Origin of the sequence: Pseudomonas sp. HTZ2 (assembly GCF_033173945.1) — a bacterium.
Lineage (GTDB): Bacteria > Pseudomonadota > Gammaproteobacteria > Pseudomonadales > Pseudomonadaceae > Aquipseudomonas > Aquipseudomonas guariconensis.
The window spans coordinates 3,494,740-3,520,000 of the sequence record NZ_CP137332.1; the positions used below are offsets into that span (position 1 = coordinate 3,494,740).

Annotated in this window: 23 protein-coding genes; 14 read left to right on the top strand and 9 right to left on the bottom strand. The window is 62.2% G+C overall.

Annotation, left to right across the window (positions count from 1 at the left end; genetic code table 11):
* Positions 1 to 112: 112 nt before the first annotated feature.
* Entirely contained in the window at positions 113 to 1,090 is a 978-nt protein-coding gene (gene yjiA / locus R6G97_RS16190) for a GTPase (RefSeq protein ID WP_090345159.1), read from the top strand.
* Between the two features lie 109 nt (positions 1,091 to 1,199).
* Here the strand turns inward: yjiA and glyA are convergent, their stop codons facing one another.
* Complete coding sequence (gene glyA / locus R6G97_RS16195) at positions 1,200 to 2,453, bottom strand: serine hydroxymethyltransferase (protein ID WP_043208438.1); 1,254 nt, start codon at positions 2,451 to 2,453, stop codon at positions 1,200 to 1,202.
* A gap of 226 nt (positions 2,454 to 2,679) precedes the next feature.
* The gene (locus R6G97_RS16200) at positions 2,680 to 6,504 is read right to left on the bottom strand and encodes a sensor domain-containing protein (RefSeq protein WP_090345317.1); all 3,825 of its coding nucleotides are present in this window, start codon (positions 6,502 to 6,504) and stop codon (positions 2,680 to 2,682) included.
* 241 nt (positions 6,505 to 6,745) lie between these two features.
* Here R6G97_RS16200 and R6G97_RS16205 point away from each other — a divergent pair, with 241 nt between their 5' ends.
* From R6G97_RS16205 to gdhA, 3 genes are all read left to right on the top strand, one after another.
* The gene (locus R6G97_RS16205; RefSeq protein WP_043208440.1) at positions 6,746 to 7,150 is read left to right on the top strand and encodes a hypothetical protein; all 405 of its coding nucleotides are present in this window, start codon (positions 6,746 to 6,748) and stop codon (positions 7,148 to 7,150) included.
* Between the two features lie 251 nt (positions 7,151 to 7,401).
* The gene (gene ettA / locus R6G97_RS16210; RefSeq protein WP_043208442.1) at positions 7,402 to 9,069 is read left to right on the top strand and encodes an energy-dependent translational throttle protein EttA; all 1,668 of its coding nucleotides are present in this window, start codon (positions 7,402 to 7,404) and stop codon (positions 9,067 to 9,069) included.
* Positions 9,070 to 9,361: 292 nt separating this feature from the next.
* Positions 9,362 to 10,702, top strand: a complete 1,341-nt coding sequence (gene gdhA / locus R6G97_RS16215) for an NADP-specific glutamate dehydrogenase (RefSeq protein ID WP_317847231.1) — start codon at positions 9,362 to 9,364, stop codon at positions 10,700 to 10,702.
* A gap of 91 nt (positions 10,703 to 10,793) precedes the next feature.
* Here the strand turns inward: gdhA and R6G97_RS16220 are convergent, their stop codons facing one another.
* The 4 genes from R6G97_RS16220 to R6G97_RS16235 form a co-directional block, all read right to left on the bottom strand.
* Positions 10,794 to 11,291, bottom strand: a complete 498-nt coding sequence (locus tag R6G97_RS16220; protein ID WP_043208445.1) for a GreA/GreB family elongation factor — start codon at positions 11,289 to 11,291, stop codon at positions 10,794 to 10,796.
* Positions 11,292 to 11,357: 66 nt separating this feature from the next.
* On the bottom strand, positions 11,358 to 11,714 hold the full coding sequence (locus R6G97_RS16225) for a hypothetical protein (RefSeq protein WP_043208447.1): 357 nt from the start codon (positions 11,712 to 11,714) through the stop codon (positions 11,358 to 11,360).
* A 141-nt stretch (positions 11,715 to 11,855) separates the two neighbouring features.
* Complete coding sequence (locus R6G97_RS16230) at positions 11,856 to 13,709, bottom strand: Lnb N-terminal periplasmic domain-containing protein (RefSeq protein ID WP_317847232.1); 1,854 nt, start codon at positions 13,707 to 13,709, stop codon at positions 11,856 to 11,858.
* 80 nt (positions 13,710 to 13,789) lie between these two features.
* Positions 13,790 to 14,278 carry a DUF3015 domain-containing protein gene (locus tag R6G97_RS16235; RefSeq protein ID WP_043208451.1) on the bottom strand — a complete coding sequence of 163 codons (489 nt, stop codon included), beginning with the start codon at positions 14,276 to 14,278 and terminating at the stop codon, positions 13,790 to 13,792.
* Positions 14,279 to 14,541: 263 nt separating this feature from the next.
* Here R6G97_RS16235 and R6G97_RS16240 point away from each other — a divergent pair, with 263 nt between their 5' ends.
* From R6G97_RS16240 to R6G97_RS16260, 5 genes are all read left to right on the top strand, one after another.
* Complete coding sequence (locus R6G97_RS16240) at positions 14,542 to 16,980, top strand: Lon protease family protein (RefSeq protein WP_043208454.1); 2,439 nt, start codon at positions 14,542 to 14,544, stop codon at positions 16,978 to 16,980.
* 162 nt (positions 16,981 to 17,142) lie between these two features.
* On the top strand, positions 17,143 to 17,481 hold the full coding sequence (locus R6G97_RS16245) for a PA4575 family protein (RefSeq protein WP_043208458.1): 339 nt from the start codon (positions 17,143 to 17,145) through the stop codon (positions 17,479 to 17,481).
* Positions 17,482 to 17,644: 163 nt separating this feature from the next.
* Positions 17,645 to 18,133, top strand: a complete 489-nt coding sequence (locus R6G97_RS16250) for a TIGR00645 family protein (protein WP_043208460.1) — start codon at positions 17,645 to 17,647, stop codon at positions 18,131 to 18,133.
* 138 nt (positions 18,134 to 18,271) lie between these two features.
* Complete coding sequence (locus R6G97_RS16255) at positions 18,272 to 18,577, top strand: DUF6482 family protein (RefSeq protein WP_043208462.1); 306 nt, start codon at positions 18,272 to 18,274, stop codon at positions 18,575 to 18,577.
* 93 nt (positions 18,578 to 18,670) lie between these two features.
* A complete protein-coding gene (locus tag R6G97_RS16260) occupies positions 18,671 to 19,288 on the top strand; it encodes an FKBP-type peptidyl-prolyl cis-trans isomerase (protein ID WP_043208464.1) in 618 nt (205 codons plus the stop codon).
* A 96-nt stretch (positions 19,289 to 19,384) separates the two neighbouring features.
* Here the strand turns inward: R6G97_RS16260 and R6G97_RS16265 are convergent, their stop codons facing one another.
* From R6G97_RS16265 to R6G97_RS16275, 3 genes are all read right to left on the bottom strand, one after another.
* A complete protein-coding gene (locus R6G97_RS16265; protein WP_043208467.1) occupies positions 19,385 to 19,630 on the bottom strand; it encodes a PA4570 family protein in 246 nt (81 codons plus the stop codon).
* A 142-nt stretch (positions 19,631 to 19,772) separates the two neighbouring features.
* Positions 19,773 to 20,114, bottom strand: a complete 342-nt coding sequence (locus R6G97_RS16270) for a zinc ribbon domain-containing protein YjdM (protein WP_043208469.1) — start codon at positions 20,112 to 20,114, stop codon at positions 19,773 to 19,775.
* A gap of 160 nt (positions 20,115 to 20,274) precedes the next feature.
* A complete protein-coding gene (locus R6G97_RS16275; RefSeq protein ID WP_043208470.1) occupies positions 20,275 to 21,243 on the bottom strand; it encodes a polyprenyl synthetase family protein in 969 nt (322 codons plus the stop codon).
* 246 nt (positions 21,244 to 21,489) lie between these two features.
* On the opposite strand from R6G97_RS16275, the gene rplU reads away from it, so the two are divergent.
* The 5 genes from rplU (at position 21,490) to R6G97_RS16300 (ending at position 25,184) form a co-directional block, all read left to right on the top strand.
* Entirely contained in the window at positions 21,490 to 21,804 is a 315-nt protein-coding gene (gene rplU / locus R6G97_RS16280) for a 50S ribosomal protein L21 (protein ID WP_003247466.1), read from the top strand.
* A gap of 37 nt (positions 21,805 to 21,841) precedes the next feature.
* On the top strand, positions 21,842 to 22,099 hold the full coding sequence (gene rpmA / locus R6G97_RS16285; RefSeq protein ID WP_043208473.1) for a 50S ribosomal protein L27: 258 nt from the start codon (positions 21,842 to 21,844) through the stop codon (positions 22,097 to 22,099).
* 188 nt (positions 22,100 to 22,287) lie between these two features.
* Positions 22,288 to 23,511 carry an Obg family GTPase CgtA gene (gene cgtA / locus R6G97_RS16290; protein WP_043208475.1) on the top strand — a complete coding sequence of 408 codons (1,224 nt, stop codon included), beginning with the start codon at positions 22,288 to 22,290 and terminating at the stop codon, positions 23,509 to 23,511.
* Positions 23,512 to 23,598: 87 nt separating this feature from the next.
* On the top strand, positions 23,599 to 24,717 hold the full coding sequence (gene proB, locus R6G97_RS16295) for a glutamate 5-kinase (RefSeq protein WP_043208477.1): 1,119 nt from the start codon (positions 23,599 to 23,601) through the stop codon (positions 24,715 to 24,717).
* Between the two features lie 11 nt (positions 24,718 to 24,728).
* Positions 24,729 to 25,184: a CreA family protein gene (locus R6G97_RS16300; RefSeq protein WP_043208479.1), complete on the top strand. Its 456-nt coding sequence runs from the start codon at positions 24,729 to 24,731 to the stop codon at positions 25,182 to 25,184.
* Positions 25,185 to 25,261 lie beyond the last annotated feature (77 nt).

The following is a 25,261-nucleotide window of genomic DNA, read 5'->3' on the forward strand; positions in this document are numbered from 1 at the left end:
TTACCCGCGAAAACGTCGGTGAGTTCACTGGCGCATTCGCAGGCAAGCCCGCTCCCACAGGTTTATTGCTTGAGGCCTCGCGCAATTCTTATCAGCTTCAGGAGACGACCGCGTGCAAACGCCTATTCCCGTGACGGTGCTGACCGGTTTTCTCGGCGCCGGCAAGACCACCCTGCTCAAGCACATGCTCAAGGCCGAACATGGCATGAAGATCGCTGTGATCGAAAACGAGTTCAGTGAAGCAGGCATCGACAGCCAGCTGCTTGGTGACGAGCCGGTACAGGTCATGACCCTGGCCAACGGCTGCGTGTGCTGCACCATCCACACCGACCTGACCAAGGCTCTGTACTTGCTGCTTGAGCGCCTGGATGCCGGCGAGATCGCTTTCGACCGCCTGGTGATCGAATGCACGGGGCTGGCTGACCCGGCTCCGGTGGCGCAGACCTTCTTCATCGACGAAGACCTGCGCGAGCGCTACCTGCTGGACGGCATCATCACCCTGGTCGATGCCGCGCACGCCGAGGTGCACCTCACCCAGGCCATCGCGCAGGCCCAGGTCGGTTTCGCCGACCGCCTGCTACTGAGCAAGACCGACCTGGTCGAGCCTGAGAGCGTGAAAGCTTTGGAGCAGCGCCTGTCCCGCATCAACGGCCGTGCCGCGATCCGCGTGGTCGAGCATGGCCACATCGATTTGGCCGAGTTGCTGGATGTGCGCGGCTTCAACCTCAATACCGACCTGGGCGCCAACCTAAAGCCCGCATTGCGCCCGGTGCTCAAGCCCGCGACCCCGGATCGTATTTCGACCCTCGTGCTGCGTACCGACACCCCGCTGGACATCGACCGCCTCAGCGACTTCATGAACGAGCTGCTGGAAAGCCATGGCAAGCAATTGCTGCGTTACAAAGGCGTGCTGAACATCGCCGGTGAGGACCGCCGTCTGGTGTTCCAGGGCGTGCTCAAGCTGTATGGCTTCGACTGGGACGCCGAGTGGGCCGAGGGCGAGAAGCGGGAAAGCGTGATGGTGTTCATTGCCGATGAGCTGCCGGAAGAGAAGATCCGGGCGGGGTTCGAGGCGTTGAGCCAAGGCTAGCAACTGAGCCCGCAACTGATCGCTGGGCAAGCCGAAAGCATCGCCCGTCTTACGCACAATGAAAAAGCCCGGCACAAGGCCGGGCTTTTTTACATCAGGCGATTGCCGATCAGTTGCCGTACACCGGCAGCTTCTTGCAGATGGCCTTGACCTTCTCGCGAACCGCGTCGATCACCGCTTCGTTGTTCAGGTCGGCGAGGATGTCGCAGATCCAGCCGGCCAGCTCGCGGCACTCAGCTTCCTTGAAGCCACGGGTGGTGACGGCTGGGGTGCCGAAACGCAGGCCCGAGGTGACGAACGGGGAGCGTGGGTCGTTCGGGACCGAGTTCTTGTTGACGGTGATGAAGGCCTTGCCCAGGGCGGCGTCGGCGTCCTTACCGGAGATGTCCTGCTTGATCAGCGACAGCAGGAACAGGTGGTTCTGGGTGCCGCCGGAAACGACGTCGAAGCCACGTTCGATGAACACGCTGGCCATGGCCTGGGCGTTCTTCACGACCTGCTGTTGGTAAGCCTTGAACTCAGGCTGCAGTGCCTCCTTGAAGCAGATCGCCTTGGCAGCGATGACGTGCTCCAGCGGGCCGCCCTGGGCGCCTGGGAAGACAGCCGAGTTGAGCTTCTTCTCGATTTCTTCGTTCTTGCGAGCGAGGATCAGGCCGCCGCGTGGACCGCGCAGGGTCTTGTGGGTGGTGGTGGTGACCACGTCGGCGAACGGAACAGGGTTCGGGTAGACGCCAGCGGCGACCAGGCCGGCAACGTGGGCCATGTCGACGAACAGGTAGGCACCGACCTTGTCGGCGATGGCGCGGAAGCGGGCGAAGTCCAGGACCTGCGAGTAGGCCGAGAAGCCCGCGACGATCATCTTCGGCTTGTGCTCGACCGCCAGGCGCTCGACTTCGTCGTAGTCGATCAGGCCGTTGCTGTCGATGCCGTACTGGATGGCGTTGTACAGCTTGCCGGAGGAGCTCACGGCGGCGCCGTGGGTCAGGTGGCCACCGTGGGCCAGGCTCATGCCCAGGATGGTGTCACCGGCCGACAGCAGGGCCAGGTAGACGGCTGCGTTGGCCTGGGAGCCGGCGTGCGGCTGGACGTTGGCGTAGTCGGCGCCGAACAGCTGCTTGGCACGGTCGATGGCCAGTTGCTCGACGACGTCGACGTACTCGCAGCCACCGTAGTAGCGCTTGCCTGGATAGCCTTCGGCGTACTTGTTGGTCAGTACCGAGCCCTGGGCTTCCATGACGGCGGGGCTTGTGTAGTTTTCCGAAGCGATCAGCTCGATGTGCTCTTCCTGGCGCAGAGCTTCTTGCTGCATGGCTTCGAAGAGCTCGGCGTCGTACTTGGCAATGGTCAAATCACGGCTGAACATGGCGGTCCTCAAGGATCGGGCTGAATTGGGTGGGCATTCTAACCGATTGATTCGCCACTGGCATATGAAGTGGTGTCACGTAGCAGACCAATGGGGTTCATGTTGCAACCCGCGCCCTGACTGGGCTGCGCACCTGTGCAGGTTGACTCGAAAGTCCGGTTTTGCCTTCGGCTGGCCTGGGGCGGTCAAGCGACGCTTTTGTGGGTAAACCTGCGAACCGCCTCGCTCACTGGAACACGAACAACGTCTCGTGGCTGAACTGCGCCTCGAACTGGTGAGCTGGCATGGGGCGGCCGAACAGGTAGCCCTGCACTTCGTCGCAGTCGTGCTCACGCAGGAACTCCAACTGCTCGTGAGTCTCGACCCCCTCGGCGATGACCGCCAGGTTCAAGCTGTGGGCCATGGCGATGATCGCCCGGGCGATCTGGGCGTCCTGCTCGCCTTCCGGCAGGCCATCGACGAACGTGCGGTCGATCTTCAGCACGTCGATGGGGAACTGCTTCAGGTAGTTGAGCGACGAATAGCCGGTGCCGAAGTCGTCGACCGCGATGCTCAGGCCGAGGTTCTTCAGGCTGTCGAGAATCTGCATGGCCTCGCTGACCTCGCGCATCAGGATACTTTCGGTCAGTTCCAGCTCCAGGCATGCCGGGGGCAGTCCGGTCTCCTCGAGGATGGTGGCGATGCGCGTACCCAACTGGCCATCGGAGAACTGCCGCGCCGAGATGTTCACCGACACCTTCGGCACCCGCAGCTTGGCTTTGTGCCAAGCCTTGAGCTGGCGGCTGGCTTCTCGCAGCACCCAGTCGCCGACATCCACCACCAGGCCCAGCTCCTCGATGACCGGAATGAAGTCGCCCGGTGGAACCAGGCCTCGGCGCGGGTGACGCCAGCGCAGCAAGGCCTCGGCTCCGGTCAGGCGTTTGCCGTCTCCGCTGAACTGCGGCTGGTAGTAGAGGATGAACTCGTTCTGCTCCAGGGCATGGCGCAGATCGCTTTCCAGCTCCAGGCGCTCCAGGGCGCTGGCGTTCATGTCGGCCTGGTAGAACTGGAAGTTGTTCTTGCCGCGCTCCTTGGCGTGGTACATCGCGGTGTCGGCGTTCTTCATCAACTGGCTCAGTTCACCGCCATCCTGCGGGCTGAGGGCGATGCCGATACTGGCAGTGACGAAGAACTCGCGGTTTTCCAGGACGAACGGGCGCACCAGGCTGCCGAGGATGTTCTCGGCCACGTGAATAGCGCGGTTCAGGGCCATCTCGCGGCTGGCCTTGGGTTGCAGTAGCAGCGTGAACTCATCGCCGCCCATGCGCGCAACGGTATCGTCATCGTCGACGCAAGCCAGCAGGCGCTGGGCCATGTCCTTGAGCATGCGATCGCCCGCGGCGTGGCCGAGGGAGTCGTTGATCGGCTTGAAACGGTCCAGGTCCAGGAACATCAACACCACCCAGGACTTGTGGCGCTCGGCCTGTTGCAACGCGGTGAACAGGCGATCCTGGAACAGGGTCCGGTTGGGCAGGTGGGTCAGGGCATCGTAGTAGGCCAGGCGGTGGATGCGCTGTTCACTGGCCTTGCGCTCGCTGATGTCGGTGAAGAAGCACACATAGCTGGCCAGGTCGCCCTCGTCGTCGAGCACGGCGGTAATGCCGACCCAGGCCGGGTAGTGCTCGCCGTTGCGACGCTTGAGCCAGACTTCGCCTTCCCAGCTACCGCGCTGATGCAGTTGCTTGACCACATAGCGCAGGTGCGCCTCTTGCTGGGCGTCGACCGTGAGCATGCCGGGCAGTTGATCGAGCACCTCGCTGACCGCATAGCCGCTGACCCGGCTGAATGCTTCGTTGGCTTGCACGATGTAGCCGGCCGGGTCGGTGATGAGGATGGCCGAGGTGGAATGCTCGAATACCGTCGCGGCCATGCGCAGGTCTTTTTCGGCGCGGCGCTGCTGGCTGATGTCACGCCCGACACCGAGCACACCTTCGAAGTGTTCGTGCTCGTCCCAGACCAGCACCAAGCGCAGCTCGATGGGAATCTTGCGGCCATCGGCGCGCAGACAGTCGAACAGGAACAACTGAGTGGGCAGCTGGCTGCGCAGTTGGGCGAGCTGCTCGCTGTCGTGCAATGCCTTGCTGACCCGCTCGAGCAGGGTGTAGACGCCCGTGAGTTGGGCCGGGTTGGCGACGATCGATTGCCAGCCGTGCTCGAAGATCCAGTCGGCCTGATAGCCCAGCACCGCCTGCACCGACGGGCTGACATAGTTCAGTTGCAACTGGCTGTCGGTGGAGAAGATCACATCGCTGATGCTTTCTGCCAGCATGCGGTAGCGCTGCTCGCTGTCGCGCAGCGATTCACTGGCTTCGATCTGCACCGTGACGTCCTTGCCCACCCCGATGATGCGTGTCACTTGGCCATTGGCCTCGCGGGTCAGGACCTGCTCGCGGATTTCGTAGCAGCGCCAGCCGCCGTCACGGTGGCGGAAGCGCAGTTGGCAATGCAGGGTCTGGCCGTGACCGGTCTCACGCTGCTGCTGGCGTAGCGTTTCGTAGTGTTCGGCATCCTCCGGATGCAGCAGCAGTTCCCAGAAGCGGTCCCCCATCTGTGCAAGCTCGGCGCGGTCGTAGCCCAGGGTCTGTCCGAGGTGGCGATTGCTGAAGATGATCCGTTGGCTATGCACATCCTGCACGTACAACTGGTCGGGAACGGTGCGCACCACGTCCGACCAAAAGCTCTCACGTTCGAGCAGTGACAGCTCGACCTGTTTGCGGCGGGTGATGTCGCTGATGCTCAGGATCACTGCCTGGTAGTCCCGGCGCTGCTGGGGCAGGCGGGCCATCAGCCAAAGGTGCAACTCGCCACTGGTGGACGTGGGCAGGCGCACTTCCAGTTCCAGCAGGCTGCGTTGTTCGATCAGCGCATCGATCAGTTGCATGCCGACGCTTTCACGGCCATCGCCGCTACCGTCGATCAGGCGCTGCCAGGCCCCCTCGTGGCAATGCACGTTGAGCAGCTGGCGTGCGACTTCGTTGATTTCGGTGATCTTCAGCTCTTGCAGCAGCGAGCGGCGCAAATTGGCATCCAGGGCCAGGCTCTGCTTGAGGGCGGCATGGTTGCGCAGGTGGTAACGGTCGAGCTGACCAGGCAGGCTGGACAGATCGAGCACGCACAATGCCACGCCAGTGCCTTCGAAGATTTCCTGGTAGCGACGGCGGTCCTCTTGCAGCGCCCGATGGCGGCGACGCATGTTGATCAGGGCCAGCACCGGCAGCAGGGCGCAGAACAGCACCAGCAAGCACTTTCCGATCAGGGGAGGGAGCAGATCGGCACGTGCCTGCTCGGCGTCGAACAGACCGCGCAGTTGCCAGGCGCTGTTGTCGATGAAGGCCAGCATCACGCTTTGTAGCGGCTCGCTAGGCGGCGGTACTGCTCCGTGCCGCTCCAGAACCGTGCCGCTGCGGCTGTTTTCCAGCAGCCACAGGAGGTGGCTCGTGCCGTTTAGGTGTTCGGACAGTTGCTGGTAGTAGCGAGGGGCGAGCCGCAACAACCAGTAGCCGCGGTCGTCTGGCTGGCGCAGCAGCAGGTAGATCTGGTTATTGTCTGCAGTGTTGCTGAAGAAGTACGGGCGGCCTTGACTCAATTGCAGCAGCTCGTCAATCGATTGACGGTCCGGGCTGCCGACCAGACTGTCGGCCACCACCCTGCCGCTGTCGTCCAGCCAGGCCAGCTGTTGCAGGTTGGGAAGCCGGTCACGAACCGCGTGCAGCACCGAAGGCAGTGCCGAAGGTGTCGGGGCGTTGACGTAAGGTTGCAGAATGTTCCCGGCCTGTTCGGCCTTCAGGGCCATGCTCAGGCTCAAGTGATCGGCCAGCTGGGCGCTCGCTGCCAAGCTCTGGCGGTGCAGGTCGTTTTGGGTATGGCGGTATTGCGAGAACAGTTGCCACAGGAGCAACGCCAGCAGGACCAGGGCCAACAAGGCCAGGGCGCCTTTGAGCGAGCCACGCGGATTGCCAGCCGAGGCAGCTTCAGCAGGGCGCAGGGAGGGCGGTTGAGTGAGATTGGTCAAGCGTTGATCCTGCGATTGGGCTGGCGATGGCAGGGGCTGAACAGGCATGGGGCGTGCCTGGGCATATCGCCGGGCACACTATTACAGAGTGGCGCATCAAGCCGACTAGCATGCCTTGAATTATGGCAAAGTGCCACTCCTCTGTCCCCTGCCGATGGTCGACATCCTGTTCGGCAAGACCCTTCAAGCTGTGCGAGAATGCGCGCCGCTTCATAGTCAACGCTTCTGGAGATGTACGGTTTTGGTTACTCACTATTCCACCAATGGCCTCGATTCCGCCTGTGGGCGCAGCAGTCAGACCCTGGTCAGCACTGCCGTGACCGACGACGTATCCTGCAAGTCCTGCCAGCGTTCGCTGGCAAAGCCAGATGCTGCCAACGCGGCGGTGCGCAAGAGCCCTTCGCTGGCTGAGCTGCGCAAGTCGGCCAAGGCGACCGTCGAGCCGGTTGTCGAGTCGGTTGCCGTGGCTGTGCCTTCGGCAAGACCTGCCGCCAAACCGGGTGCCCAGCCAGCCGCCAAGCAAGGTGCGAGCAAGCCGGCACGCACCGGTGGTTTCAGCGTCAAGGCCGCCTGGGCTGCGCGCCTGGCCGAGCAGAACGACCGTTGCCGTCTGCCACGCGGCAAGGCCAAACAAGCTCACGTCTAAGCTTGCCTGGCCGCAGGCTGCGCCCCTCGGTCGCGGCTTCAAGGCCGCTCCCTCCGGCACAGCCCGTGTACGGATGGGAACGGCCTCGCCAGAGCACTGGCCCTTCAATGCACCCATTCGACGCCCCGCCATCTGTGAAACGCCACGACTTGGCGTAGAATGGCCCACTTTGTTCAACGACACCCCGTAAACACATCCCCCTGGCCCATGCCGGGGTCGTTGTCTTTACCTTTCTGATAGAGGGCTTGGTTTTGGCTCAATACGTCTACACCATGCATCGGCTGAGCAAGGTCGTGCCGCCGAAGCGGGAAATCCTGAAGAACATTTCCCTGTCGTTCTTCCCCGGCGCGAAGATCGGTGTGCTCGGCCTCAACGGCGCGGGCAAGTCGACCCTGCTGCGCATCATGGCCGGCGTCGACAAGGAGTTCGACGGCGAAGCCCGTCCGATGCCGGACATCAATGTCGGCTACCTGCCCCAGGAGCCGCAGCTGGACGCGAGCAAGACCGTCCGCGAGGTCGTCGAGGAAGCGGTGAGCGTGATCAAGGATGCCCAGGCACGCCTGGACGAGGTCTACGCCGCTTACGCCGAGCCGGATGCCGACTTCGACAAGCTGGCTGCCGAGCAGGCCAAGCTCGAAGCGATCCTGCAGGCCTCCGACGGCCACAACCTGGAGCGCCAGCTGGAAGTCGCCGCCGACGCCCTGCGTCTGCCGCCATGGGACGCCAAGATCGAGCACCTGTCCGGTGGTGAGAAGCGCCGTGTGGCCCTGTGCCGCCTGCTGCTGTCGGCCCCTGACATGCTGCTGCTGGACGAACCGACCAACCACCTGGATGCCGACTCGGTGGCTTGGCTGGAGCACTTCCTGCACGACTTCCCCGGGACCGTGGTGGCGATCACCCACGACCGTTACTTCCTGGACAACGTTGCAGGCTGGATTCTCGAACTGGACCGTGGCGCCGGTATTCCGTACGAAGGCAACTACTCGGGCTGGTTGGAAGCCAAGTCGGCGCGCCTGGAGCAGGAATCCAAGCAGCAGAGCGCCCACGAACGCGCCATGAAGGAAGAACTGGAGTGGGTGCGCAAAGGCGCCAAGGCCCGCCAGTCCAAGTCCAAGGCTCGTCTGGCACGCTTCGAAGAGATGCAGTCCCAAGAGTTCCAGAAGCGCAGCGAGACCAACGAGATTTACATCCCGGCCGGTCCGCGCCTGGGCGACAAAGTCATCGAGTTCAAGAACGTCACCAAGGGCTACGGCGACCGCGTGCTGATCGACAACCTGTCGTTCTCCATGCCCAAGGGCGCCATCGTCGGTGTGATCGGGGGTAACGGTGCCGGTAAGTCGACCCTGTTCCGCATGCTGATGGGCAAGGAGCAGCCGGACTCGGGCAGCATCGAGATCGGTGAGACCGTGCAACTGGCCTGCGTCGACCAGAGCCGCGAGGACCTGGACGGCAGCAAGACCGTGTTCCAGCAGATTTCCGACGGCTCGGACGTGATCCGTATCGGCAACTACGAAATCCCGTCGCGTACCTACGTTGGCCGTTTCAACTTCAAAGGCGGCGACCAGCAGAAATTCGTGAAGGACCTGTCCGGCGGTGAGCGTGGCCGTCTGCACCTGGCCCTGACCTTGAAGGAGGGTGGCAACGTCCTGCTGCTCGACGAACCGTCCAACGACCTCGACGTCGAAACCCTGCGTTCGTTGGAGGAAGCCTTGCTGGACTTCCCGGGCGCCGCGATCGTGATCTCCCACGACCGTTGGTTCCTGGACCGTGTGGCCACTCATATCCTGGCCTATGAGGACGACTCGAACGTGGTGTTCTTCGAGGGCAACTACACCGAGTACGAAGCCGACCGCAAGAAGCGCCTGGGCGATGCCGCTGCCCAACCGCACCGGGTACGGCACAAGAAGCTGGCCCAGTAAGCCGGCAAGCGCTGCACAAGAATGGGGCCCTCAGCGGCCCCATTTTTGTGCCTGGCGCGTAACGGCGCTGCGCATGAGCGCGGCAGTCGAAGAGGGCCTTTTATTGAGGTTGGGCGCGATGGCAAACCGCTCTTGAACTCACCGATTGGCAACGTGTTGTTTGTATACAGTTATAGAAATTGCACCAGAAAATTTCAAAAAAACGACATGCCGCCCTGTTCCGGTGCGATTGGTTCTTGGTAAAGTCTCGGAAAAAACCAATAAGTCCAATCCTCTTGGTGAGATGTCTACCATGATCGAATCCGTCGACGATTTCCTGGCCCGCTTGAAGCAGCGCGACCCGGCCCAGCCTGAATTCCACCAGGCCGTGGAAGAAGTTTTGCGCAGCCTGTGGCCTTTCCTCGAAGCCAACCCCCGCTACCTCAAGGCCGGTATTCTCGAACGGATGGTCGAGCCCGAGCGTGCAGTACTGTTCCGCGTTTCGTGGGTCGACGACCAAGGCAAGGTGCAAGTCAACCGCGGCTACCGCATCCAGATGAGTAGCGCTATCGGCCCTTACAAAGGCGGCCTGCGTTTCCACCCATCGGTCAACTTGGGGGTGCTCAAGTTCCTGGCCTTCGAGCAGGTGTTCAAGAATTCACTGACCTCGCTGCCCATGGGCGGCGGCAAGGGGGGCTCGGACTTCGATCCGAAAGGCAAGAGCGATGCCGAAGTCATGCGCTTCTGCCAGGCCTTCATGAGCGAGCTGTATCGTCACATCGGCGCCGACCTGGACGTGCCGGCCGGTGACATCGGGGTCGGCGCCCGTGAGATCGGCTACCTGTTCGGCCAGTACAAGCGCCTGGCCAACCAGTTCACCTCGGTACTGACCGGAAAGGGCATGACCTACGGTGGCAGCCTGATCCGCCCGGAAGCCACTGGCTACGGTTGTGTGTACTTCGCCGAAGAAATGCTCAAACGCCGCGATCTGCGTATCGATGGCCGTCGTGTGGCGATCTCCGGTTCGGGCAACGTGGCGCAGTACGCCGCGCGCAAGGTCATGGACCTGGGCGGCAAGGTCATTTCGCTGTCGGACTCCGAGGGCACCCTGTTCTGCGAAGTCGGCCTGACCGACGAGCAGTGGGATGCGCTGATGGAGCTCAAGAACGTCAAGCGCGGCCGCATCAGCGAGATGGCCAGCCTGTACGGTCTGGAGTTCCGCAAAGGCCAGACGCCTTGGAGTCTGCCATGCGACATCGCGCTGCCATGCGCCACCCAGAACGAACTCAACGCCGAAGATGCCCGCACCCTGCTGCAAAACGGCTGCATCTGCGTGGCCGAGGGCGCCAACATGCCGACCACCCTCGAGGCGGTGGATATCTTCCTGGAAGCGGGCATCCTCTATGCGCCGGGCAAAGCCTCCAACGCAGGTGGCGTGGCGGTTTCGGGCCTGGAAATGTCGCAGAACGCCATGCGCCTGCTATGGACTGCCGGTGAGGTGGACAGCAAGCTGCACAACATCATGCAGTCGATCCATCACGCTTGCGTGCACTACGGCGAAGAAGCCGATGGCACCATCAACTACGTCAAGGGCGCCAACATCGCCGGCTTCGTCAAGGTCGCCGATGCCATGCTGGCCCAGGGTGTGGTTTAAAAGCCATCACCGACCCTTTCGCGGGTAAACCTGCTCCGACAAGGATTCAGCTTGTAGGAGCGGGTCGCCCGAGAAAAGGGCGTACGCTGTTTCAGGGCTCGCCTTCGATGCTGACGACCTCGATCGACTGATCCCCCGCCGGTCGTCGCCACAGCACTTCATCCCCGGGCCCCGCACCCAGCAGCGCACGGCCCAACGGTGAGCCCCAGTTGACCAGGCCACGCGTAGCGTCGGCCTGGTCTTCCCCCACCAGTTGCACGGTGTGTTGCTGGTCATTTTCGTCGACGAAGGTCACCCGGCTGCCAATCTGCACTTTTTCGGTGGAATGGGCAGCAGGCACGACTTGGGCGCTTTGCACCCGCGCAGAGAAATACCGTAAATCCCGTTCGCTGTCGGCCAGGCGCTGCTTGTCGGCGCGCTCGCCCTGGGCCATGAGCTCGTTGCGCAGTGCGTTGAGCTCGGCCACACGCTGCTGCAGCTGGGCGAGCCCGCTGGCGGTGACGTAGTTGGGCTGGTCGCTGACCCGTCGCTCCACCGGTTGGCTGGCCTGGGCAGCGGCCTGATCCTCGTTGACAAATGCTCGACTCATGAAAGCCTCCTTGTGCAGGAGACCATGGTGGCAGCGTGCGGGTTTCAACGGTTGTCCGTTTGCGACTCATTGGCGGCGATAGGCGCGCGCGGCGTCGCGGTCTTTTTCCTGCTGCCATTGCCGGTCGCGCTCATCCCAATAGCGTTCGCGATACTGGCGTAGATCTTCGTTGGACTGCATTGCATTGCACTGGCGAAAACCGTCGTCCCAACCGGTTTCGTACTGGCGCTCGTGCAGATACCGCGCCACGTTCTTGCGAAAGCCCCCGACCATCAGCCCGGCTGCCTGGCGACCGCTGCTGCAGCCGTCCTCGAAACCATCGGCATAGGCGGGCGGATAGCCTTGGTCGATCATGTGCTGGTGGGCTGACTGGCAGCCGGTGAGCGACAACGTTATCCACAACCCGACCCCACACCAACGCATGACCACATACCCTCTGACCGATACGGGAAAGTCTAGGCGGCGATTTGTCGGTGGGGCGTCAAAACCGTGTCAATGACTCGCACAGCGTTCCTGTTTACTGAGGTGTCAGCGGGTAAACCCGCTAACACGGACAGGGGCGACTCAGTAGTGGTACCACTTCAACTCCAGCATCACCTCGTTCTGCGCCGTCGCCAGCTGGCTGAACTGGCGGCTGGCACTTAACCGCAACCCGAGGTTCTGGCTGATTTCCCACTGCTGGTTGAGGCTCAGCGTACGGCGTACCTCGCCATTGGTGAAGTAGTCGCCCTTGGCTTCCAGGGTCAGATTGCCCAGGCCGTTGCGCCACAACAGCCCGCCGTTGAAACCTGCCGCCGGGGCGATGAACTGGGAAAAGTCGTTGTGGTGCTCGATCCGCGCGGTGCCCAGGGCGAAGCCCAAGAGGCCGTCGGCCAGCTGCCAGGTGGCACCGGCGCCACCGTTGACATGACTGACCAGGACCTCGTCATCATGCTTGCCCGGCACCCGCTCGAGCCCTCCCGCTACCTGCCAGGACCAGGGCTGGAGCAGTTCGTTGCGTGGTGTCAGGGAACGGATGGTCGCAAGGTCCAGGCGTTGCACCTGCCAGTCGTTGTTTTCGTACTGGCGCAGCTTGAGCTGCAGGATCTCGATCTGCGCGCCCAGCGGGAAACCGTAGGCATTGTCGTTGAGGTCATGGTAGGCCATGCGCAGGCCGTATTCGGCGTAGGCGCGGTCGTCGCGGGTGCCGACGCCCAGTTGCCAGGTGCGTGACTGATGGCCGTCCTCGGGCAAGCCCGGCCGCTCGATTGCCAGTGGCGGTGGCGGGTTGCGGTTGATCGCCTGCAACAGTTCGAAGCTGCGCCGGGCCTGGGCCGGGTCGCGGACCTGGCCATTGGCGCGGTAACGCTCCAATCGGTAGGCGGCGTCCTGCACGAGGGCCTGGCGTTCGCGGGGCAGGGCGGTGAAGGCGGGAGCCTTTAGTTCTGCGGTATCGGCACTGACGGCCAGCACCTGCTGCTTTTCGTCGTGATCCAGTGATTCGGCGCGGGCCAGCAGTTCACGCTCGCGGGAGGGGCGGTAATGGACGCTGGCGACCAACCCGGACTGCTTGACCGCCTTGACCGTGTCGGTGGGGATGGCGGTCAGCGGGAACTGCGAGGTGAGGTCCAGGCTGGGGCGGGCCACCTGCAACAACTCCAGCAGGCGGTAGGAGCAGTTCTCATCGAAGAAGAAGTAATCGAACTGGATCTGCTTGAGTTCCCATACATGTTCGACCATGCGTCCGGTCTCTTCGGGTGTCAGGTCCAGCTGGTATTCCCACAGGTCGCGATTTTCCAGGCTGCGGTACTCGGAGAGTTTTTCCTGGTAGGGCATCAGGGCGAACAGGCCGGGATAACCGCCCATCAGCCCCTTCCAGGCATAGAGAATGCTGTTGTCGCTGCCTTCGATATAAGCACCGAAGTTGATCGCGTAGCTCAGCAGCGTGGTGTCGTCGCTGCGGGTATTGGACTGGTCGATGCGCAGCAAGGTATGGCCGAACATCGACGAAGGGCTGTTCAGGTAGGCCGCCGGAAACACCAGCACGGCGCTGTGCGGGTCGATGGATTTGTACCAGGTGGCGAATTCCTGGCAGTTCGGTTGAGGCAAGTCCGTGAGCTGCAGTTGCTCACGCAGCCAGCGGGTGCGCGCAGGGAAGACGCATTGGGCATGTTTGTCACCCAGGCTGGCCGGGGCATACAGCGCTTGGACCGTGGCCTCGAGCTCCTGATCGGGATGATGGGCGCCATCGGGGGCCAAGAAGAACGCGTCATCGTCCACATAGCTGCGCCAGCCACCGAGCTTGGCCGTCTCGTAGTGGCCCAGGGCAATCCAGTAAGGGGTCGAGGCCAGTTGTTGGACTCGCGCCTGATCCAGCTGTGGCGCGGCATGAAGTGGAGCACTGGCGACCAGCGCCAGGGAAGCGAGGCGTTTGAGCATATCGGGCAACTACGTCTGGATGATGCCGAAGGTAAAAGTGACCGAACCCGCCCCGAAACCGGGGCGGGAAAGGGCAGGCCTCAAGCCTCGGTGGCGTATTTGGCCAAGCGTGGATCGCTCTTGAGAACAGCGAGCGTGTTGCTGTGCACGGTCTCGGCAGTGACGTCGGCGCTGCTGAAGATTTCACTGAAGTGCTGGTGGGTGACAGCGGCGAAGTGCGCGCGGTCTTCAGGTGCCACACCAAGAACCACGGCATAGGTGGTCAGGGCTTCGCCCTGGCCCTGGGCCATGTCCTCGGAGAGCTCGTTCATCATGCCGTTCATGGCGAACCAGGACTTGCCGCCATAAGTGAGCGCTGCCTTGGTCGAGCAGCCGTTGGTACCAGAGGTCATGCCGAAGGTCGCGTTGCCGGAAGTGCCGTTGGTGGTGGAAGCCAGGAAGTGGGCCGGTGTACCGCGCTGGCCCTCGAACAGCAAGTTGCCCCAGCCGCAGTTCGGGCCGCCCGGCGCTTCCGCCATGGCATTGATCGAAACAGCGGCGAACAGAGTACCCAGAAGAATCCGTTTCATAGCTTTGTTCTCTTTTTCGGTTTCAGTAGACGTACCAATGGTCAGGGTTCTGGCAACGCGGTTGCCAGGTCGGGAAAGCAAATACGCCCACCCGCGCAGGTTGGAGTTTAGGCACGATCCAAAGGTTGCGTTATTTATTGCGAAAAATTGCTTGCGCATTCGCATTGGCTGGGCTGCGACATAAAGTCCCGCCAAGCCTTGCAAGCAGCGCGCGGGCAGCGCCAGAATGCCTTTCATCCGCCCCGCCGAAGTAAGGAAACCCCATGCCCGATTCTGTCGCCTCGCGCCTGCGTCTCGCGCCCGAAGCCCTGACCCGGCGTTTCTCCGCTGAGCAGTTTGCCTTTTCCACCACCGACGATCTGGAGCCGTTTCGAGGGGTCCTGGGCCAGGAGCGTGCCGTAGAGGCCCTGCAGTTCGGCGTGGCCATGCCGCGCCCAGGTTACAACGTGTATGTCATGGGCGAGCCGGGCACCGGCCGCTTCTCGTTCGTCAAGCGTTACCTCAAGGCTGAGGGCAAACGCCAGCAGACGCCGTCTGACTGGGTCTACGTCAACAACTTCGACGACACCCGCGAGCCACGGGCACTGGAGCTGCCGGCTGGCAGCGCCAACGAATTCATCACCGACATGAACGGCCTGATCGACAACCTGCTGGCCACGTTCCCGGCAGTGTTCGAGCATCCGTCCTACCAACAGAAGAAAGGCGCGATCGACCGGGCCTTCAACCAGCGCTACGACCGTGCCCTGGATGTGATCGAGCGGGCGTCTTTGGAAAAGGACGTGGCCCTGTATCGCGACGCCAGCAACGTCGCCTTCACGCCCATGGCCGATGGCAAGGCCCTGGACGAGGCCGAGTTCGCTCAACTGCCCGAGGAGGTGCGCGAGCAGTTCCACGAGGACATCGCCGCACTCGAGGAGCGTCTCAACGAGGAGCTGGCTAGCCTGCCTCAGTGGAAGCGCGAATCGAACAACCAGTTGCGTCAACTCAATGAAGAAACCATCACCCTGGCCCTTCAGCCACTGCTGGCGCCGCTGTCTGAAAAATACGCAGAGAATGCGGCCGTCTGCGCCTACCTGCAGTCCATGCAACTGAACCTGCTGCGTACCGTGGTGGAGCAACTGGTCGACGACAGCAAGACCGATGCCGTGGCGCGCAAGATGCTCGAGGAGCAATACGCCCCGAGCCTGGTGGTCGGTCATCACGTCAGCGGCGGAGCGCCGATGGTGTTCGAGCCGCACCCGACCTACGACAACCTGTTCGGCCGAATCGAGTACAGCACCGACCAGGGCGCGCTCTACACCTCCTATCGCCAGCTGCGCCCGGGTGCGCTGCACCGGGCCAATGGTGGCTTCCTGATCCTCGAAGCGGAGAAGATGCTCGGCGAGCCGTTCGTCTGGGACGCCCTCAAGCGCGCCCTGCAATCGCGCAAGCTGAAGATGGAATCGCCGCTGGGCGAACTGGGGCGGGTCGCCAGCGTGACCCTCACGCCGCAGATGATCCCGCTCACCATCAAATTGGTCATCATCGGTTCTCGCCAGCTGTACTACGCGCTGCAGGACCACGACTCGGACTTCCAGGAGATGTTCCGGGTGCTGGTGGACTTTGACGAAGACATGCCGATGGTCGACGAGAACCTCGAGCAGTTCGCCCAGTTGCTGCGCACCCGCACCAACGAGGAAGGCATGGCCCCGCTGACCAGCGATGCCGTGGCCCGGCTGGCCACCTACAGCGCCCGTCTTGCAGAGAACCAGTCGCGCCTGTCGGCGCGTATCGGTGACCTGTTCCAGTTGGTCAGTGAAGCGGACTTCATCCGTCAGTTGGCCAGCGAGGACATGACCGATGCCGGGCACATCGAACGCGCCCTCAAGGCCAAGGCCACACGCACCGGGCGAGTGTCGCAGCGAGTGCTCGACGACATGCTCGCCGGCATCATCCTGATCGACACCGAGGGTGCCGCCATCGGCAAGTGCAACGGCCTGACCGTGCTCGAGGTCGGGGATTCGGCATTCGGCATGCCGGCGCGGATCTCCGCGACTGTCTACCCGGGCGGCAGCGGCATCGTCGATATCGAACGTGAGGTCAACCTAGGTCAGCCGATTCACTCCAAAGGCGTGATGATCCTCACCGGTTATCTGGGGAGCCGCTATGCCCAGGAGTTCCCGCTGGCGATCTCGGCGAGCATCGCGCTGGAGCAGTCCTATGGATATGTGGACGGGGACAGCGCATCGCTCGGCGAAGTCTGTACCTTGATCTCGGCCTTGTCCCGCACCCCGCTCAAGCAGTGCTTCGCCATCACCGGTTCGATCAACCAGTTCGGTGAAGTGCAGGCGGTGGGAGGGGTCAACGAGAAGATCGAAGGCTTCTTCCGTCTCTGTGAGGCACGCGGGCTGACCGGTGAGCAAGGCGTGATCATTCCGCGCGCCAACGTCGCTACGCTGATGCTCGATGAGCGGGTGGTTCAGGCGGTCGAGGCCGGACGGTTCCACGTCTATGCCGTCAGCCAGGCCGACGAGGCCCTGAGCCTGCTGGTGGGCGAGGAGGCGGGGGCACCTGACGAGAAGGGCCAATTCCCTGAAGGCAGCGTCAATGCGCGGGTGGTCGAGCGCTTGCGTGTGATTGCCGAGATGATCAGCGAGGAAGACATCAAGGAAGCCGAGAAAGAGCGCATGGAGGAGGTCGTGGCCCAAGCGAATCCCGCTTGAGTCAATAAACCGGCGCTGGAGGCAAATGGCTACCGTTCAGCGCCGGTTTTCCATCTTTTTTTGTGGGTCTTCTATGCTGGAACTTAGGACGGCATCAGCGTTCAGGATGGAAACAGCCTGAAGTTTTCGGGCTGAACAAGGCTTCACAGAGGGGACGCCGCCATGCGCAACCTCAGCCTCACCCGCCAGTGCCTGGGCCTGGTGACGCGTATCGAATGCAGTATCCGTCCGCTGGCCGGCGACACCGGGATGTGGACCTTGCTCTTCGCTGCCGGGATGGAGGGAGAGCAACCTTCGGCCATCAAGGCTCAAGGACCATTCCATGGTCCACTGGTCGCCGAGTCGGTGCTCAATGCCATTGTCGACAGCCTGACCTTGCATGGTTATCAGGTCGCTGACGACCCGCAGATCTGGTGCCTGCACCTGCAAGCGCAGTTGCGGCGGATCAATGGCGAGCGCTGTCGCAACCTGGGGGATTATCAGTTCCATCCCGAGACCTGATTGCTCGGCAGTCGTTGCGTTCGGCTGCCTGGAGCATGGGGCGCCGCCTCCACCGGTGGAGGCGGTTAACCCGCGACGCTCTGGGCTCCAGGCTTTTGCTGTCCCGGAGGGGTAGCTATACTCGCGCTCGCTTTTTCGCCATCTGACGAGTCTCTATCTCCCCATGGAACGTATCCTTGAAAATGCGATGTATGCCTCGCGCTGGCTGCTCGCTCCGATCTATTTCGGCCTGTCCCTGGGCCTGCTGGCCCTGGCGCTGAAGTTCTTCCAGGAAGTCATCCACGTCCTGCCGAATGTCTTCGCGCTGAGCGAAGCCGACCTGATTCTGGTGATCCTGTCGCTGATCGACATGTCGCTGGTCGGAGGCCTGCTGGTGATGGTGATGATCTCTGGCTACGAAAACTTCGTCTCGCAGTTGGACATCGACGACAACAAGGAGAAGCTCAACTGGCTGGGCAAGATGGATTCTTCTTCGCTGAAGATGAAAGTCGCGGCCTCCATCGTGGCGATCTCCTCGATCCATCTGCTGCGGGTATTCATGGATGCCCAGAACATCTCCACCGACTATCTGATGTGGTATGTGATCATCCACATGACCTTCGTGGTCTCGGCGTTCGTCATGGGTTACCTGGACAAGCTCACCAAGCACTGATCGACGCTGTTGCCGAGCATCTAGCCGCCGCCCGTCCGTTGCCAAACGGACGGGCGGTTGCGCTCATGGCTTGTGATTTTTCAACGGGTGTACAAAAAATGAGCAGTCATGCGTGGTTCCCACTTGTGAGGTGCTCTCATGAACCTGCATCAGCTCAATGTCGAAGCCAGGGCTGGCCATGTCGAGGAACTCAATCTGATCGCCATCGAAGGCGGTGATTATCTGCTCGAGGCCCGGATCCAGGGCCATGCCCACCCACTGGCAGATGGTCGTGGCGAACGGTTGCGGGTGCATTCGGTGGAGGATGCGCGGCAACTGCTCAACGCTCTGCCGATGTTGTCGATGAACCTGGTGCACTGGTCGGTCCAGGACGAAATGTGCGGAATGGGTTCGCACCCGGAGGAGGACTTGAAAGTGCCGATCTCCCAGCGTTCGGCCTGGTAGCCCTGATAGCTGAATCACTGCGCCGCTGTGTGCTAGGCTTCTCGCCCTTTTTCATGCAGGGCGGATTTCCTTCGCCCTCAAGCGGAGAGTGAAATGTCCGAACTGAACCTGAGCACCGACGAAACGCGCGTCAGCTATGGCATTGGCCGTCAGCTGGGCGGCCAACTGCGTGACAACCCGCCGCCAGGCGTGAGCCTGGAAGCCATCCTGGCTGGCCTGACCGATGCGTTCAACGGTGCCGAGAGCCGAGTCAGCGAAGCCGACCTGTCGGCCAGCTTCAAGGTCATCCGTGAAGTGATGCAAGCCGAAGCGGCTGCCAAGGCCGAAGCTGCTGCTGCCGCTGGCAAGCAGTTCCTGGTCGAGAATGCCAAGCGTGACGGCATCGTCACCCTGGCGTCGGGCCTGCAGTACGAAGTCCTGACCGCAGGCGAAGGCGCCAAGCCGACTCGCGAAGACAACGTGCGTACCCACTATCACGGCACCCTGATCGACGGCACTGTGTTCGACAGCTCCTACGATCGTGGCCAGCCGGCCGAATTCCCGGTCGGTGGTGTCATCGCGGGCTGGACCGAGGCGCTGCAACTGATGAATGCCGGCAGCAAATGGCGTCTGTACGTGCCGAGCGAGCTGGCCTATGGCGCCCAGGGCGTCGGCAGCATCCCGCCGCACAGCGTACTGGTGTTCGACGTCGAGCTGCTCGACGTTCTGTAATGCCGTCGGGGCCGCATTGCGGCCCAGTCGCGGGCAAGCCCGCTCCCGCAGGTGCCGTGCATTCAGCGCGTGCGGGAGTTGGCCAAGCCTGTGGCATCAGTTCCACTCTGTTCCCCCGGGGCGCAATGCCCGTGCATAGCAATACAGAAACAGATTTCGCACCAACTCCTTGAGCACTCCCGGCTCGCTTGAATTCAGGCCATTGAGGTCCAGGTCGCCCTGGTCGCGCAGCTCATCGAGCGCGTCTTGCTCGAGCACGGCACAGACTTCGCCTGTTTCGCGATGCAGAATGCGCAGGTAGGGGTGAGGCCGGTCGAGCCAGGCATCGATCAGATAGGTCATGGCTGTTCTCCTTGGAATGGGTTCCAATGAGAATAATTCTTATTATCAGAATAGCAAGACCCTATTGGAAGTTTTCTTCCGGGCGGGGTAGGGACTTGTCGCAGACCTGAGGGGCCGCCCGGGTGGCGGCCCCGGTGCGGGGTCAGACCTTGCGTACGAACTCGGACTTCAGCTTCATGGCGCCGATGCCGTCGATCTTGCAGTCGATATCGTGGTCGCCATCGCACAGGCGGATATTCTTGACCTTGGTGCCGACCTTCACCACCAGGGAAGATCCTTTGACCTTGAGGTCCTTGATGACCGTGACGGTGTCGCCGTCCTGCAGGACATTGCCGACCGAATCCTTTTTCACCACGTCGTCGCTGGCGGCTTCGGCTTCGCCATTGGCCGACCATTCGTGGGCGCATTCGGGGCAGATCAGCTGAGTGCCATCCTCATAGGTGTATTCGGAGTTGCATTTGGGGCAAGGTGGCAAAGTGCTCACAGGGGTTCCTCAAGACAAGCGGGATTAAGGCCCACATTGTATAAGGTTTTGATCGGATAGTGTGTTTTGCCTGTGCAAACGCATTCGCGGGTAACCCCGCTCCCTCAGACGCGGCGCAATCTGTGGGGCGGAGTTACCCGCGAATGAGGGCGATGCGATCTTAGTGGGTTCGGGCTACCGCAAACTCGCTCAGTTCGATCAGTGCGTCACGGTATTCGCTGGCTGGCAGCACTTCCAGGCATTCGATGGCGCGCTTGACGTAGTCCCGGGCGAGCTGGGCGGTATAGTCCAAGGCGCCGGAGGCTTCCACGGCGATGCGGATCTGCTCCAAGTCCTCGATACCGCCCTTCTGGATCGCCTGGCGTACCAGGGCGGCCTGTTCGGCGGTGCCTTCGCGCATGGTGTAGATCAGCGGCAAGGTTGGCTTGCCCTCGGCCAGGTCGTCGCCGACGTTCTTGCCCAGGGTCTGCGAGTCGCCTTTGTAATCCAGCAGGTCGTCGACCAGCTGGAAGGCCACGCCCAGATGGTCACCGAAGGTGCGCAGGGCTTCGCGCTGCTCGTCGCTGGCGCCGGCCAGTGCAGCGGCGCTGTGGGTGGAGGCCTCGAACAGCATCGCGGTCTTGCCGCGGATGACATCCATGTAGACCTCTTCGGTGGTGCTGGCATCGCGAACTCGCGACAGTTGCAGCACCTCGCCCTCGGCGATCACCCGGGTGGCCTTGGAGAGGATCTGCATGACCGGCATCGAGCCCAGCTCGACCATCATCTCGAACGAGCGCGAATAAAGGAAGTCGCCGACCAGCACGCTCGGGGCGTTGCCCCACAGGGCGTTGGCGGTGGAGCGGCCACGGCGCATACCGGACATGTCGACCACGTCATCGTGCAGCAAGGTGGCGGTGTGCAGGAACTCGATGGTCGCCGCGAGCAAGCGCAGGTCGTCGCCTTCACGACCCAGGGCCTTGCCGCACAGCAGCACCAGCAATGGGCGCAGGCGCTTGCCGCCAGCGGACGTGATATAGTCGCCGATCTTCGATACCAGCGGCACGCGCGAGGTCAGCTGCTTCTTGATGATCTCGTCGACGGCGCTGAAATCGTCAGCTACCGCGCGGTAGAAGGTTTGGGGTTGCATCGGCTGCTCCATTGAGGTTGCGCGGCATGCTAGGTCGCGGGTCCCGGTGTGTCAAGGCGCGGTGCCCGTGGCCCCTGGCCGCCACTTGCAAGCATTTATTGGGTTGCGTACAATCGCGCACCCTAACTTCCTGGGCAGCACCTGCCTTACGCAATTGCACCGGGCCGTTCCAGCCCAGTGCAGCCATGCCAGCCAATACTCATCATATAAAGCGCTGGGTGAGCAGGATTATCGGAGAAATACCCAATGTCTTACGCAGTAATCGTTACCGGCGGCAAGCAGTACAAAGTCGCTGAAGGTGAATTCCTCAAGATCGAGAAGCTGGAAGTCGCTACTGGCGAATCCGTGACCTTCGATCGCGTTCTGCTGGTCGCCAACGGCGAAGAAGTCACCATCGGCGCTCCAGTCGTCGCAGGTGCCAAGGTTGTGGCCGAAGTCGTTTCGCAAGGCCGTCACGACAAGGTTCGCATCATCAAGTTCCGTCGTCGTAAGCACCACATGAAGCGCATGGGCCACCGCCAGTGGTTCACCGAAATCAAAATCACCGGTATCCAGGCTTAATCGCCCCGATCCCCTGAATTTATTGGAGAATTGAACCATGGCACACAAAAAGGCTGGTGGTAGTACTCGTAACGGTCGCGACTCAGAATCGAAACGCCTTGGCGTGAAGATGTATGGTGGCCAGGTTATCAAGCCAGGCAACATCATCGTCCGCCAGCGCGGCACCGAATTCCACGCCGGCTACGGCGTTGGTATGGGCAAGGATCACACCCTGTTCGCCAAGATCGAAGGCGTGATCAAGTTCGAGAAGAAAGGCGAGTTCGGTCGTCGTTACGTAAGCGTCGTCGCGGCCTAATCGCGCTGTCGCTGGAGAAGCCCCGTCATGCGACGGGGCTTTTTCGTTTGTGGTGAGCCTCTTGCAAAGCTGTTTGTATGGGCTGCCGGCGTGGGTTTCTACGGTCGTACGGGGCCGCCGCGCTCATTTTTGCAAGAGCCTCATGTAATTGAGTCATTCAGCTCGTCGGAAGACGAGAGGCGGTTTTTATGAAGTTTGTTGACGAAGTATCGATCCGGGTCAAGGCCGGTGACGGCGGCAATGGTTGCATGAGCTTCCGCCGCGAGAAGTTCATCGAGAACGGTGGCCCCAACGGTGGTGATGGTGGCGACGGCGGCTCGGTGTACATGGTTGCCGATGAGAACCTCAACACCTTGGTTGACTACCGCTACACCCGTCATCACGAAGCCCAGCGTGGTCAGAACGGTGGCAGCACCGACTGCACCGGCAAGAAAGGTGAAGACCTGTTCCTGCGCGTGCCGGTCGGCACCACCGTGATCGACGCCTCGACCCAGGAGGTGATCGGTGATCTGGTCACGCCGGGGCAGAAGCTGATGGTCGCCCAGGGCGGCTGGCACGGCCTTGGCAACACCCGTTTCAAGTCCAGCACTAACCGCGCGCCGCGTCAGACCACGCCAGGCAAACCGGGTGAGCAGCGCGACCTGAAGATGGAGCTCAAGGTCCTGGCCGACGTCGGTCTGCTGGGCTTGCCGAATGCGGGCAAGAGCACCTTCATCCGTGCGGTTTCCGCAGCCAAGCCGAAGGTTGCCGACTACCCGTTCACCACCCTGGTGCCGAACCTGGGTGTGGTCAGCGTCGACCGCTGGAAGAGTTTCGTCATCGCCGACATCCCGGGCCTGATCGAAGGTGCTTCCGATGGCGCCGGCCTGGGTATCCGCTTCCTCAAGCACCTGGCGCGCACCCGTGTGCTGTTGCACCTGGTCGACCTGGCGCCGCTGGACGGCAGCAGCCCGGCCGATGCCGCTGAAATCATCCTCAACGAGCTGGCGCAGTTCAGCCCGGCTTTGGTCGATCGTGAGCGTTGGCTGGTGCTGAACAAGGCCGACATGATCATGGACGATGAGCGCGAAGAGCGCGTCAAGGAAGTCGTCGAGCGCTTGAACTGGGATGGTCCGGTCTATGTGATTTCGGCCATTGCCAAGCAGGGCACCGAACAGCTCAGCCATGACCTGATGCGTTACCTGGAAGACCGCGCCGACCGCCTGGCCAACGACCCGGCCTACGCCGAAGAGCTGGCCGAGCTCGATCAGCGTATCGAAGATGAAGCCCGTGCCCAGCTGCAGGCGCTGGATGACGCGCGTACTCTGCGCCGCACCGGCGTCAAGAGCGTGCACGACATCGGCGACGACGATGACTGGGATGATTTCGAGGACGACGAAGACGGTCCGGAAATCATTTACGTGCGCGACTGATCGGTTGCAGTACACTAAACGCCGCTCAAACGAGCGGCGTTTTTGTATCTACGGTATCTACAGATTCGACATAGGTTGGAAGAGAAGATGCGAAGCAAGGTGACAGGCGCCAAGCGCTGGGTCGTGAAGATCGGCAGCGCCCTGCTGACGGCGGATGGCAAAGGCCTCGACCGCGGCGCCATGGCTGTCTGGGTCGAGCAGATGGTCGCACTGCGGGAAGCAGGTGTGGAATTGGTGCTGGTCTCCTCCGGGGCCGTGGCAGCGGGCATGAGCCAGCTGGGCTGGACCTCGCGACCGAGCGCGATGAACGAGCTGCAAGCCGCCGCTTCCATTGGCCAGATGCGCCTGGTGCAGGCATGGGAGTCGAGCTTCGGCGAGCACGGCAAACACACCGCGCAGATTCTTCTGACCCATGATGACCTTTCCGACCGCAAGCGTTACCTCAATGCGCGCAGCACCCTGCGTACTCTCGTCGATCTGGGTGTGGTCCCGGTGATCAACGAGAACGACACCGTGGTCACCGACGAGATCCGTTTCGGTGACAACGACACCCTGGCCGCCTTGGTGGCCAACCTGGTGGAAGCCGATCTGCTGGTGATCCTCACCGACCGCGACGGCATGTTCGACGCCGACCCACGCAACAACCCGCAGGCGCAGCTGATCTATGAGGCTCGCGCCGATGATCCGTCGCTCGATGCCGTTGCTGGCGGTACCGGGGGGGCGCTCGGTCGCGGCGGCATGCAGACCAAACTGCGCGCCGCGCGCCTGGCTGCCCGTTCCGGCGCCCATACCATCATCATCGGTGGCCGCATCGAGCGTGTCCTGGATCGCTTGAAGGCTGGCGAGCGCTTGGGAACTCTGCTGTCGCCCGAGCGCGGCATGCTCGCCGCACGCAAGCAGTGGCTGGCCGGCCATCTGCAAACCCGCGGGACCCTGGTGCTGGACGACGGCGCCGTGAAGGCCTTGCGCGAATCGAACAAGAGCCTGCTGCCGGTTGGCGTGAAGACCGTGCAGGGCAGCTTCCGTCGTGGCGAAATGGTGGTCTGCGTAGGGCCTGATGGCCGTGAAGTGGCCCGTGGCCTGGCCAATTACAGCGCCCTGGAGGCGCAGAAGATCATCGGCCAGCCTTCCGATGCCATCGAGAGCCTGCTGGGCTACAGCGCCGAACCGGAGCTGGTGCACCGCGACAACCTGGTGCTGGTCTAAGGAGGCGGGGCATGCTGAAAAAGATGATTGCCCTGGCGGCCTTGGCGCTGCCGGTGCTGGCCCCAGCCGATGAAATCGGCCAGGTATCCACTGTGTTCAAGTTCCTCGGGCCGAACGACCGCATTGTGGTCGAGGCGTTCGACGATCCGAAGGTCGAGGGTGTGACTTGCTACCTGTCGCGGGCCAAGACGGGCGGTGTGAAAGGTGGGCTGGGTCTGGCCGAAGACCGCGCAGAGGCGTCGATCGCCTGCCGTCAGGTCGGTCCGATCAACTTCAAGGGTGAGCTCAAGGACGGCGAGGAAGTATTCAAGGAGCGCACCTCGCTGGTGTTCAAGACCATGCAGGTGGTGCGCTTTCTGGACAAGAAGCGCAACACGCTGGTGTACCTGGTGTACAGCGACCGGATGATCGAAGGCAGCCCGCAAAATGCGGTAACGGCAATTCCCATCCTGCCGTGGGCGCAGTGATACCTGGTTGACGGTCGGGAGGGGGCTTTGGCCCCATCCTACGCTGCAAGGGAGTCACGCCAGACTTAAAGCATGCA

Bases quoted from the DNA above. Each gene is read 5' to 3' on its own strand.
- R6G97_RS16230 (WP_317847232.1), bottom strand. From the start codon at position 13,709: ATGCTCAAACGCCTCGCTTCCCTGGCGCTGGTCGCCAGTGCTCCACTT.
- R6G97_RS16220 (WP_043208445.1), bottom strand. From the start codon at position 11,291: ATGAGTCGAGCATTTGTCAACGAGGATCAGGCCGCTGCCCAGGCCAGC.
- R6G97_RS16300 (WP_043208479.1), top strand. From the start codon at position 24,729: ATGCTGAAAAAGATGATTGCCCTGGCGGCCTTGGCGCTGCCGGTGCTG.
- cgtA (WP_043208475.1), top strand. From the start codon at position 22,288: ATGAAGTTTGTTGACGAAGTATCGATCCGGGTCAAGGCCGGTGACGGC.
- gdhA (WP_317847231.1), top strand. From the start codon at position 9,362: ATGATCGAATCCGTCGACGATTTCCTGGCCCGCTTGAAGCAGCGCGAC.
- rplU (WP_003247466.1), top strand. From the start codon at position 21,490: ATGTCTTACGCAGTAATCGTTACCGGCGGCAAGCAGTACAAAGTCGCT.
- R6G97_RS16235 (WP_043208451.1), bottom strand. From the start codon at position 14,278: ATGAAACGGATTCTTCTGGGTACTCTGTTCGCCGCTGTTTCGATCAAT.
- R6G97_RS16225 (WP_043208447.1), bottom strand. From the start codon at position 11,714: ATGCGTTGGTGTGGGGTCGGGTTGTGGATAACGTTGTCGCTCACCGGC.
- R6G97_RS16275 (WP_043208470.1), bottom strand. From the start codon at position 21,243: ATGCAACCCCAAACCTTCTACCGCGCGGTAGCTGACGATTTCAGCGCC.
- glyA (WP_043208438.1), bottom strand. From the start codon at position 2,453: ATGTTCAGCCGTGATTTGACCATTGCCAAGTACGACGCCGAGCTCTTC.
- R6G97_RS16250 (WP_043208460.1), top strand. From the start codon at position 17,645: ATGGAACGTATCCTTGAAAATGCGATGTATGCCTCGCGCTGGCTGCTC.
- rpmA (WP_043208473.1), top strand. From the start codon at position 21,842: ATGGCACACAAAAAGGCTGGTGGTAGTACTCGTAACGGTCGCGACTCA.
- R6G97_RS16255 (WP_043208462.1), top strand. From the start codon at position 18,272: ATGAACCTGCATCAGCTCAATGTCGAAGCCAGGGCTGGCCATGTCGAG.
- R6G97_RS16265 (WP_043208467.1), bottom strand. From the start codon at position 19,630: ATGACCTATCTGATCGATGCCTGGCTCGACCGGCCTCACCCCTACCTG.
- proB (WP_043208477.1), top strand. From the start codon at position 23,599: ATGCGAAGCAAGGTGACAGGCGCCAAGCGCTGGGTCGTGAAGATCGGC.
- R6G97_RS16245 (WP_043208458.1), top strand. From the start codon at position 17,143: ATGCGCAACCTCAGCCTCACCCGCCAGTGCCTGGGCCTGGTGACGCGT.
- R6G97_RS16260 (WP_043208464.1), top strand. From the start codon at position 18,671: ATGTCCGAACTGAACCTGAGCACCGACGAAACGCGCGTCAGCTATGGC.
- R6G97_RS16240 (WP_043208454.1), top strand. From the start codon at position 14,542: ATGCCCGATTCTGTCGCCTCGCGCCTGCGTCTCGCGCCCGAAGCCCTG.